The organism is Sandarakinorhabdus sp., assembly GCF_041689835.1.
Lineage (GTDB): Bacteria > Pseudomonadota > Alphaproteobacteria > Sphingomonadales > Sphingomonadaceae > Sandarakinorhabdus.
On the sequence record NZ_JBDNFM010000048.1, the window covers coordinates 1 to 9,043 of the forward strand.

The window sequence follows — 9,043 nt, forward strand, 5'->3', positions numbered from 1 at the left end:
CAGCGGGAACCGTGCAAGATCAGGCTGTGCCTTGTTGATCGCGGCCTGATTGGCGGCCAGCCACTCGGAATCATGCTTGTTTGCAAGCAGTTCGGCGATATCAGCCCCCGCACAAAACGCCCCGCCCGGATGTGACGATTGCACCAACAACAGCCGCAGATCGGGCAAGGCCGCCGCCTGTGCCAGCAAGCGCGGCACCGCCTGCCACATCGCCAGCGTGAAGGCGTTGCGCTTGTCGGCGCGGTCGATCAGCAGGCGCGCGATCGGGCCATCATGTTCCAGTCGCAGGCTCATCGGTCCCCTCCCAATTCCGGCGCCGGGCCAGGTGTCCATGTATCACCCGCAAACCGGATCGCCGGCGCAATATGGTGCCCCTCGATCAAGCCGCGGTCGGCAACGTGCGGGCTGGCCAGCGCCTCGGCGAAATCCAGCACGGGGGCATATGCGACATCAAGATCGGCCATGAACCTGTCCCATTCATCACGGTTGCGAGTGCAAAAAGTCTCGCGCAGGAAGGCGACCAATGGTGCCTGGCCGGCGCCTGCTTCCGCCTCCGCAAACGGGATCAAATCGGGCCGGTTCAGCGCATTGAGGAGGGAGCGGGCGAACTTGATTTCGCGCCCGCCCAGCACGATGTGGCGGCCATCGGCACACGCATACACATTGTAAAACGCCGCTCCGCCCAGGGACCTCTGGCTGCTGGAGCTTGGGGCCGGGCCGCCCGCCAGTGCGCTGCCGGCGATATGCGCGCCCCACGGCAACAGGCTGTCGAACATGGCGATATCGATATAATCGCCCTGCCCCGTCCGCTCCCGCCCGATCAGCGCCATCAGCACGGCGGCCAGCCCGGTCAATCCCGCCGCCACGTCGGCTGCCGCGACGCCAGGCACCACTGGGCACCCATCGGCGCCGTCATTCACGCTCAGGAACCCGGCCAGCGCCTGCACCGCCATGTCGTGCGCCGGATGCTGGGCCAACGCGCCCTGCTGGCCAAAAGCCGAAATGGAGCAATAGACGATGCGCGGATTCAGGCTGCGCACCGCGTCCCAGCCAAAGCCCAAGCGGGCCATCACGCCGGGGCGAAAGCCTTCGACAAACACATCGGCAGTGCGGATCAAATCGGTCAGCGCTGCCTTGCCGTCGGCGCTTTTGAGATCGAGCACCACGCTGGCCTTGCCGCGATTGAGATTGGCGAACCAGATGCTGTAGCCATTTTCGAACGGGCCTTGCGTGCGGGCCGGATCGCCAGCCGCCGGCTCGATCTTGATCACCTCGGCGCCCTGATCGGCCATCATCACGGTGAGCATCGGGCCGGGCAGGAACTGGCTCAGATCAACAACCTTGATGCCCGCAAGCTTGCCCATCACCCGCTCCCGCGCCAAATCCCAGCGGCGCCACCATGGCACTGCCCCCGGCACCTCACAAGCCACGTGGCAGCTGCCACATTCGCAGGGTTGTCGCCGCCGCCTGCGCATCCGCCCGGGCCGCCAAAGCCCATGCCGCACGCCGGAGACACGCAAGGGTCGGGTGCTGACGTCATGATGCCGATTACTGGCTGGCTGGGGCGCCAGGATTCGAACCTGGGAATGCCGGTACCAAAAACCGGTGCCTTACCGCTTGGCGACGCCCCAACAGCCGGCCAATTGGCTGCGGGCTGCCGGGTAGGCAATCGCGCGGGCTTTGCCAAGCCCTTCTTTGCCGCATGGCCATTCTGGCTGCGATTTGACAGGCTGCAGTTTGGCAGGTTGGCAGCGGCACGCCAGCATCGCGGCCTTGAACAACGCCGTCCGACTTCCGACCGCATTGCGGCATCGGCCTGTATGAATGCTGCCACAGTTGCAGTGCACGCAAGGGCACTTTCTCGCCCTTCTGCCACGAATGCGGGACGAAGGCGGAGCCGGCTTAAGCGCGGGCCAGCAGCCGCCGCGCCTGTTCCACGTGGAGGATTTCCACCATCTGGCCGTCAAGCGTGGCGACGCCGCGGCCTTCTGACAAAGCGGCCTCATAAGACGCGATCAGCGCCCGCGCGTAAGCGATTTCCTCGGGGGAAGGCGAGAAGACGGCGTTGCAGGGATCGACCTGGCTGGGGTGGACCAGCGTCTTGCCGTCGAAGCCGAGCAGCTTGCCCTGCCCGGCCTCAACCCTGAAGGCATCCTCGCTCCGAAATTCGGTACACACACCGTCAAAACAGGCGATTCCGGCGGCGCGGGCGGCAATCACGATGGCGGACAGGCTGTACAACAGGGGCGTGCGGCCTGCATCGCTGCCGCAGTTCAGCAAGTTGGCCAGATCGGCCATGCCGGCAATCAGCGCGGCCACGCCCGGTGTGGCGGCAATAGCCGGCGCATTCAGCACCCCGGCCGGGGTTTCGATCATCGCCAATACCGGGCGGCCGCCGCCATGGGCGACCACCTGCGCGGCCTGCGCAGCGGTATCGATCTTGGGCACGACGACGCCGGCAAAGCCATCCACGTGAGCCGCCGCCATATCGTCGGCGTGCCAAGGAGTTCCGATGGCATTCACGCGGCAGAACAACAGGCGACTGCCCCAGCCGCCTGCCAGAGCGGCCGCAACCGCAGCAGCGCGGGCCTGCGCCTTGGCATCGGGCTGCACCGCGTCTTCCAGATCGAGGATGACAGCGTCGCTGGCCAACGTGCGCGCCTTGGCGACGGCGCTGGCACGGTTTGCCGGCAAATACAGCAGGGAGCGAAGGCGTGTCATGTCCATGGCGCGCAAACTGCCAGCGCGGCTGCCGGCACGCAACATGTCTATTCGTCAGCCCATCCGGTGAGTTGCCCGCGCAATTTGATCAGCGCGGCCTTCTTGATCTGGCATATCCGTGCCGCACCAACGCCCAGCACCTGGCCAATTTCCTCCAGATTGAGCTCTTCGACGAAATAAAGTTGCAGCACCTGGGCTTCGCGTTCCGGCAGGGTGGAAACGGCAGCCGCAATGGCGGTGCGGCGGCGATTTTGTTCGAGGCAATCATGCGCATCGGGATCGTTGCTGGCAAACCACTCACTGTGATCGGAATACACATCATCGAGGCTTTCCGATTGGGCGGCATGGGTTTGCGCATTGGCGGTGCGATACTCCGCCACCGGCAGCTCGAGCGCGGTGGCCATTTCCTCGTCGGTGGCGGTGCGGCCCAACTGGCCTTCCAGCCGGCTGCGCACCTGCCCCCATTCGCGCTTGCGGCGCATCGCCGAGCGGACGAGCGTGGCACCTTTTCTAAGCTGATCAATCATCGACCCGCGCACCCGCACGCTGGCATAGGTGGCGAAGGCCGCATGGCCGCGATCTTCAAAACTGCGCGCCGCCTCGATCAGGGCGACCATGCCGATCTGCACCAGATCTTCCACATCGATTGCCGACGACACACGGGCGTGCACATGCCAGGCGATGCGGCGCACCAGTTGCAAGTGGCTGGAGATCAGCCGTTCGGGATCGACCTGCGCCAGCCGGGCCGGGGCATAAAGGGCGGGATCAAGGCCAAGGCGGGCGTCCATCAGGCGTCTCCATCAGGGGCGCGTGGCGATTGCGCAGCGCCGATGACGGCGAGCACCTCCACGTCGCGGTCATCGGGAATATCGGCAAAGGCCAGCACCGGGACACCCGGCAGCCGGGCGCGCAGCAATTGCCACAAGGGCCGGCGCACCTGCGGCACGGTAACGATGGCAAAGCGCCGCCCTTCGGCCATCGGTGCACGCGTCGCTGAGGCCACGGCTTCGGCCACACGGGTAACAAGTGCCGGATCGAACGGGTGCGCGGCGCCCGGATTGGCGCGCACCGCCTGCACCAGCAGCATTTCAAGGCCTGGATCGAGCGCCACGGCCGCCAGCGCCGCCTTCACGCCGGCAAGTTCCTGCACCAGCGCAGCACCCAGCTGCGGGCGGATCAGTTCGGCAAGTTCCGCCGGTTCCTGCGATTTGGGCGCGGCAGCGACCAGCGCGCTGGCGATGGAGCGCAGATCGCGGATGGCAATCCCCTCCTCCAGCAGGCGCTGCAACACTTGCGTCACCACGGCGACGCTGAGCAATTTTGGTGTGAGCGCGCCGGCCAGCGCCGGGGCGGTTTCGGCCAGCGTGTCGAGCAGCGCCTGCACGTCGTCCTGGCCGAGCAGGCGGTGGGCGTGAGCTATCAGTAACTGGTTGAGGTGTGTGCCAACCACGGCGGCCGGATCAACCACGGTATAACCGGCGGCTTCAGCCAGATCGGCTTCTGCCGGATCGATCCAGCGTGCCGGGATGCCAAAGGCGGGATCTGCGGCTTCGCGGCCGGGAATGGGCGTGGAGATGGGGCCGGCCTCGATCGCCAGCACATCATCGGGATAGGCATCATCCTCGCCCACGACAACGCCGGCCAGGGTGATGCGATAGCGGAACGGCGGCAGCGCCAGATCGTCGCGCACCCGCACCTGCGGCAGCACAAACCCCAGGTTTTTCGACAATTGCCGGCGCACGGCAGTGATGCGCGCCATCATCGGCGCGCCGCGCGCATCTTCCACCAACGGCACCAGGCCAAAGCCGATATCGATGCTGGCCGCCGCGCTGTCGGCCACGTCGGCCCACTCGATGCGGGCGTCGTCACCGGAGGCAGCGGCCTCGGCAGCAGCGGCAGCTTCGGCGGGGGTTTCGCTGGCCGGGCGCTTCTTGAGGGCGAGCCAGAACGCAAAACCCGCCGCCGGCGCGATGATCAGCAGCGGCATCCCAGGGAGCAGGCCAAGCAACGCGAGGATGATGCCAACCGGCAGCCACGGCGCTGTTTGCCCCAATTGCAGGCCAACCTGGCCCGCCAGATCAGTATCCTTGCCCACCCGCGTGACGACCATGGCGGCAGCAATCGACAGCAGCAGCGCCGGTACCTGCGCCACCAGGCCATCGCCCACCGCCAGCAGCAGATAGGTGCGCGCCGCATCAGCGAGTGAGAGATCGTGGGACACGGTGCCGAGGATGAGGCCGCCGATGATGTTGATCGCCAGGATCAGCAAGCCAGCAACCGCATCACCCTTCACGAATTTGGACAAACCATCCATGGCGCCGTGGAAATCGGCTTCGGTGGTCACTTCCAGCCGGCGGGCGCGGGCTTCATCGGCGGTGATCTGGCCAGCATTCAAGTCGGCATCGATGGCCATCTGCTTGCCGGGCAGCGCATCGAGCGTGAAACGCGCCGCGACTTCGGAAACACGCCCGGCGCCCTTGGTGATCACCACCAGATTGATGATCATCAGCACCGAAAAAACGAACAGCCCAACAACGTAATCGCCGCCCACCAGGAAGGTTCCGAACGATTCAATCACGTGCCCGGCTGCCGCCGTGCCTTCGTGGCCATGCACCAGCACAACGCGGGTGGACGCGACGTTGAGCGCGAGGCGCAGCAGCGTTGCGTACAGCAGCACAGTGGGGAACGCCGAGAAATCCAGCGGCTGGCGGATGTTGATGGCCACCATCAGCACGATCAGCGCGACGGCGATGTTGGTGATGAAGAACAGATCGAGCAGCACTGCCGGCAGCGGCACCACCATCAACGCGACCAGCAACAACACGGCAGCCGGCATCAGCGTGGTGCGGGCGCTCCACTGGCGCGGATCAAGGGCGAGGGCCAGTGCGCTCATCGACCCCGCCTCATTGCATCGCCGCCAGCACGAGATACGCCATGCGGGCGCGTGCAGCGATCAACGCGGGATCCGGTGCCAGATTCAGCAACGGCAGCATGTTGCCGATAGCGGCAATGGCCGGCGGCAAGCTGTTGCCGGTAATCGCCGGCGCCGCATGGCCGCCGCCCATGTGCCGGTTGATGCGGCTGGCGACGAGATCATGCACTTGGGACAAGCTGCGCGGCTGCCGTCCTTGTGGTAGAAGGTGGAATGGTTGGCCGCAGCTGCGGCTGGCAACAAGCTTGCCGCCGTCATGCCAGGGGCTGATGCCATGGTTTTCAGGAAACGGATGGCACCGCCGGCTCCGAAGAAGGCGGCGAGATACAGATCAGCTGAACCAGCGGCGCGGCCGAGCGCGCCTTCCAGCCGGGCGGCGTTGTCGCGGGTGAATTCGGCAGCCATGGTGGCAGCGGTTTCGGCGTTGTGGCGCAGGGACAGGATGGTCTGTTTGACCGCACCGGGCGCACCGCTCTTCAGCGCATCTGCTGCCCAGCCCAGCCCATGCTTTTCGCCGTGGCGAGCAACAGTGGCGAGCCAGGTGGCATCGGTGAACTGAAACAGCCCGCTGGCCGACGAGGTGCGGGCGCGGGCATTGGGATCAAGCCCGGATTCGGCACGCGCATTTGCCATCAAGTAGGAAAAATCCACGCCAGTGCGCCGCGCCGCGCTGCTGATGGCGGCAACAACCGATGCCGGGCGGGCGAGACGATTCAAGGCGACGGCGCTGTTGAGGATTGGGGTCATGCCCACACCCAAAGCAAGGGGCGTGCCAGCACAGATGGGCCGCCCTGCCCGTCTGCTCCATTATGGATGTTTGCCCCCGTCATCACAGATCAGGCCCAGCGCCCGTTGCGGCCGTAGGTGACGGGTTCGGGCCGCGGAATGGCCGGGCCGAGGCGCAGCGCGACCAGGCGCTTTTCGACGCTGATCAGCTTGGCGCGGCTTTTGAGGATGGCCTGGGTATTGAGATCGCGTGCTTCCTCAAGCATCTGGCGCGGCGGCGCGGCGCCGCCGGCAATCACGGCCGACAGATCGGCCAGTGCCAGCGCCTTGGCGTCGCTGGCGGCCAGTATCGCATCGGCATCCTCGGCATCGAGCGCCGCCAGTTCGCTGCGGATCGCGGCGACCAGGGTTTGTGCCAAATCGCCGGCCTGATCGCCTGCCTCGCTCATGGCCGGCCGCGATCCAGCGTCAGCATGGCATCAGCAACGCGCAGCGGATCAACCGGGTACTGGCCGGCGGCAATCTGCGCCTTCAATTCGGCAACGCGCGCGGCGTTGACCGGCGGGGCCTGGGCCATATCAGCCACCAGCGCAGACCGCCCGGCGGGGGTGGTGAGAACTTCATTGGCCGGGCCGGCGCGGCGCAGGCTGCGTGCCGGGTCCGGCGCAGTGGCTTCCGCCGGCGCGCTGCGCTGGCCGATTGGTCCCCCAGCGCCATTGCGCATGGGGCCGCCGCCGCCTGAAATGCCATCGATCATAACATAGTCCTTTCCGCCCGCTTCAAAGGGGCCAACACACTAAACGGTTCTTCATCATGGAATTTTAATCAGCGCGAAAGCACAACCTTGCCGCCCGCCTCAATGCGACCGGTGAAGCGGCGGCCGGCGGGGCCTTTCAGGGCAACACGACCCCCTTCGGCATCGCGTTCGGCTTCGGCATCGATGCTCACCGCCCACCCGGCGCCACCAGCTTCGACCAGCACGCGCTCACCGCGGCGGATGGCGGGCCTGGCACGGGGCTGGAACGATGCGGGCTGCCCGGCCGCCGGATAAGGCTGATCGATCGGTACATAAAGGGTCCACGCCGGGCTGGCGCAGTCGGCGCGCACCACATCGGCGCGGGCCCAGCTCAGCGCCGGGGAAAGGCAGCGCGGCACCACCAGGCGCGGATCAACCCGGGCATTGGCGCCGCCGGCAAAGCCCTGCACCTGCGCCTTCAGCACGGAAACATCATGCAGCGCCGGCTGACCGGCGCTCTGACCCGGTGCCGGCCGCGCCGCGATCAACGCACCTAGGCCAGCGATGGCCAGGGCTAAATGGCGAAAAACCGGCGACTTAAAGCTTGCACGCATGGCGCCGTAATCCCTTTTGCTGGCTGCGGCGCCGATCAGTCCCCCGAACGGCGCCAAGCAGGACCAGCAAGAAACGCGCCAACCGCCGACCCCCCTCTGCGGTCGCGCATTTCGCCGGCCCGGGGCCGGCAAGCCCTTGCCGCTCCCCCGGCAAGCCCTTGCCGCCCCGGGTCGCCCCATGGCGGCCCGCCAGAAGGAACGCGCTGCCCCACCCCCGCGTGGAACCGCCTTTCCGTCTTCCGCCCCGCCTTGGCACACTTGTTGCTTGGGACTGGGCATGACGATGCTCGACACCGCCCTTGGCCTCTCTGCCGAAGCCCTCAAATTGAGGGCGCAGCGGCTCGATGTGATTGCCGGCAATATCGCCAACGCCTCCACCCCCGGCTTCAAGGCTCGTGATCTGGATGCCGATGGCCTGCTGGCTCGGCTGCAGGCAGCGCGAACGGGCGGCTTTGGTGCACAACTCGCCGATCAAGTGGCGGGCGGCCTGCAATACCGGTCGGCGCTGATGCCCAACATGGATGGTAACACGGTGGAAATGGCCACCGAACAGGCTGCCTTTGCCGAAAACGCCGTCAAATATCGCGCCTCGCTGGGATTTCTCACCAGCCGCATTCAGACGATCATGAGCGCGCTGAGGGGAGGGGAATGATGAAACCCATTCTCCCTTCGCGCCTTTCCACCTTCGACATTTCCGGGCGCGCAATGGCCGCCCAACTGGTGCGGATGAACGCCATCGCGTCCAATCTCGCCAACGCCGGCACCATCGCCGGCAGCGAGCAAGGCGCCTACCGCGCGCTGAAACCGGTGTTCAGCACCGCTTATGATGGCCTGGCGGCAACCGTGGACGTGGCGCGCATGGCCCGAACCGGCACTCCCGAAAAACGGCTCGACCCGGATCACCCACTGGCAGACGCCAACGGGCACGTCTGGGCCGCCGCTGTCGATCCCAATCAGGAGATGGTCGAAATGGTCGAAACCGCCCGCGCCTATGCAAACAATGTCGAAGTGATGAGCACGGCCCGCGGCCTGATGCTCGAAACGTTGAGGATCGGCAAATGACCAGCATCAACAGCTCTTCCGCCTCCCTTCCCGCCGCGCAGCCGCCGGCCGCAAAACCCCCCAGATCCACCCTAGATCAGGGCGATTTCTTGCGCCTGCTCACCGCGCAACTGCAAAATCAGGACCCGACCAAACCGGTCGATAATTTTCAATATGTCCAGCAGATGGCGACGTTTGCGCAAGTATCGGGCGGTACGGAAACCAACACGAAACTGTCCGCCATGATCGAACGGCTGGACCAATTGATCGCGC

The 9,043-nt window shown here is 66.0% G+C and carries 12 protein-coding genes and 1 tRNA gene; 3 read left to right on the forward strand and 10 right to left on the reverse strand.

Features of this window, described 5'->3' with window-relative positions:
- From ACESL8_RS02475 to ACESL8_RS02520, 10 genes are all read right to left on the reverse strand, one after another.
- A partial coding sequence (locus tag ACESL8_RS02475) for an enoyl-CoA hydratase/isomerase family protein (RefSeq protein WP_372915606.1) occupies positions 1–294 on the reverse strand: 294 nt, incomplete at its 3' end.
- Entirely contained in the window at positions 291–1,364 is a 1,074-nt protein-coding gene (locus ACESL8_RS02480) for a CaiB/BaiF CoA transferase family protein (RefSeq protein ID WP_372915608.1), read from the reverse strand. The genes ACESL8_RS02475 and ACESL8_RS02480, both read right to left, overlap by 4 nt.
- A 192-nt stretch (positions 1,365–1,556) precedes the next feature.
- Positions 1,557–1,631, reverse strand: a tRNA-Gln gene (locus ACESL8_RS02485).
- Positions 1,632–1,902: 271 nt separating this feature from the next.
- Positions 1,903–2,721, reverse strand: a complete 819-nt coding sequence (locus ACESL8_RS02490) for a CoA ester lyase (protein WP_372915610.1) — start codon at positions 2,719–2,721, stop codon at positions 1,903–1,905.
- A 47-nt stretch (positions 2,722–2,768) separates the two neighbouring features.
- Complete coding sequence (locus ACESL8_RS02495; RefSeq protein ID WP_372915612.1) at positions 2,769–3,509, reverse strand: FliA/WhiG family RNA polymerase sigma factor; 741 nt, start codon at positions 3,507–3,509, stop codon at positions 2,769–2,771.
- Positions 3,509–5,614, reverse strand: a complete 2,106-nt coding sequence (flhA, locus tag ACESL8_RS02500) for a flagellar biosynthesis protein FlhA (RefSeq protein WP_372915614.1) — start codon at positions 5,612–5,614, stop codon at positions 3,509–3,511. Before flhA ends, ACESL8_RS02495 begins: the two co-directional genes overlap by 1 nt.
- Positions 5,615–5,698: 84 nt before the next feature.
- A complete protein-coding gene (locus ACESL8_RS02505) occupies positions 5,699–6,400 on the reverse strand; it encodes a transglycosylase SLT domain-containing protein (RefSeq protein WP_372915616.1) in 702 nt (233 codons plus the stop codon).
- A gap of 89 nt (positions 6,401–6,489) precedes the next feature.
- Entirely contained in the window at positions 6,490–6,828 is a 339-nt protein-coding gene (locus tag ACESL8_RS02510) for a hypothetical protein (RefSeq protein WP_372915619.1), read from the reverse strand.
- Positions 6,825–7,136: a flagellar biosynthesis anti-sigma factor FlgM gene (gene flgM, locus ACESL8_RS02515; protein ID WP_372915621.1), complete on the reverse strand. Its 312-nt coding sequence runs from the start codon at positions 7,134–7,136 to the stop codon at positions 6,825–6,827. Before flgM ends, ACESL8_RS02510 begins: the two co-directional genes overlap by 4 nt.
- 68 nt (positions 7,137–7,204) lie before the next feature.
- Positions 7,205–7,729: a hypothetical protein gene (locus tag ACESL8_RS02520; protein ID WP_372915623.1), complete on the reverse strand. Its 525-nt coding sequence runs from the start codon at positions 7,727–7,729 to the stop codon at positions 7,205–7,207.
- A 277-nt stretch (positions 7,730–8,006) separates the two neighbouring features.
- Between ACESL8_RS02520 and flgB the strand changes: the two genes are divergently transcribed.
- The 3 genes from flgB to ACESL8_RS02535 all read left to right on the forward strand — a co-directional run.
- The gene (gene flgB / locus ACESL8_RS02525; protein ID WP_372915625.1) at positions 8,007–8,381 is read left to right on the forward strand and encodes a flagellar basal body rod protein FlgB; all 375 of its coding nucleotides are present in this window, start codon (positions 8,007–8,009) and stop codon (positions 8,379–8,381) included.
- Complete coding sequence (gene flgC, locus ACESL8_RS02530) at positions 8,381–8,791, forward strand: flagellar basal body rod protein FlgC (protein WP_372915627.1); 411 nt, start codon at positions 8,381–8,383, stop codon at positions 8,789–8,791. Before flgB ends, flgC begins: the two co-directional genes overlap by 1 nt.
- A partial coding sequence (locus ACESL8_RS02535; RefSeq protein WP_372915629.1) for a flagellar hook assembly protein FlgD occupies positions 8,788–9,043 on the forward strand: 256 nt, incomplete at its 3' end. The genes flgC and ACESL8_RS02535, both read left to right, overlap by 4 nt.

What these genes read in the sequence shown, in the direction of transcription:
- ACESL8_RS02520 (WP_372915623.1), bottom strand. Translation starts at nt 7,729, where the DNA reads ATGCGTGCAAGCTTTAAGTCGCCGGTTTTTCGCCATTTAGCCCTGGCC.
- ACESL8_RS02510 (WP_372915619.1), bottom strand. Translation starts at nt 6,828, where the DNA reads ATGAGCGAGGCAGGCGATCAGGCCGGCGATTTGGCACAAACCCTGGTC.
- flgM (WP_372915621.1), bottom strand. Translation starts at nt 7,136, where the DNA reads ATGATCGATGGCATTTCAGGCGGCGGCGGCCCCATGCGCAATGGCGCT.
- ACESL8_RS02495 (WP_372915612.1), bottom strand. Translation starts at nt 3,509, where the DNA reads ATGGACGCCCGCCTTGGCCTTGATCCCGCCCTTTATGCCCCGGCCCGG.
- flgB (WP_372915625.1), top strand. Translation starts at nt 8,007, where the DNA reads ATGACGATGCTCGACACCGCCCTTGGCCTCTCTGCCGAAGCCCTCAAA.
- flhA (WP_372915614.1), bottom strand. Translation starts at nt 5,614, where the DNA reads ATGAGCGCACTGGCCCTCGCCCTTGATCCGCGCCAGTGGAGCGCCCGC.
- ACESL8_RS02505 (WP_372915616.1), bottom strand. Translation starts at nt 6,400, where the DNA reads ATGACCCCAATCCTCAACAGCGCCGTCGCCTTGAATCGTCTCGCCCGC.
- flgC (WP_372915627.1), top strand. Translation starts at nt 8,381, where the DNA reads ATGAAACCCATTCTCCCTTCGCGCCTTTCCACCTTCGACATTTCCGGG.
- ACESL8_RS02490 (WP_372915610.1), bottom strand. Translation starts at nt 2,721, where the DNA reads ATGACACGCCTTCGCTCCCTGCTGTATTTGCCGGCAAACCGTGCCAGC.
- ACESL8_RS02480 (WP_372915608.1), bottom strand. Translation starts at nt 1,364, where the DNA reads ATGGGCAAGCTTGCGGGCATCAAGGTTGTTGATCTGAGCCAGTTCCTG.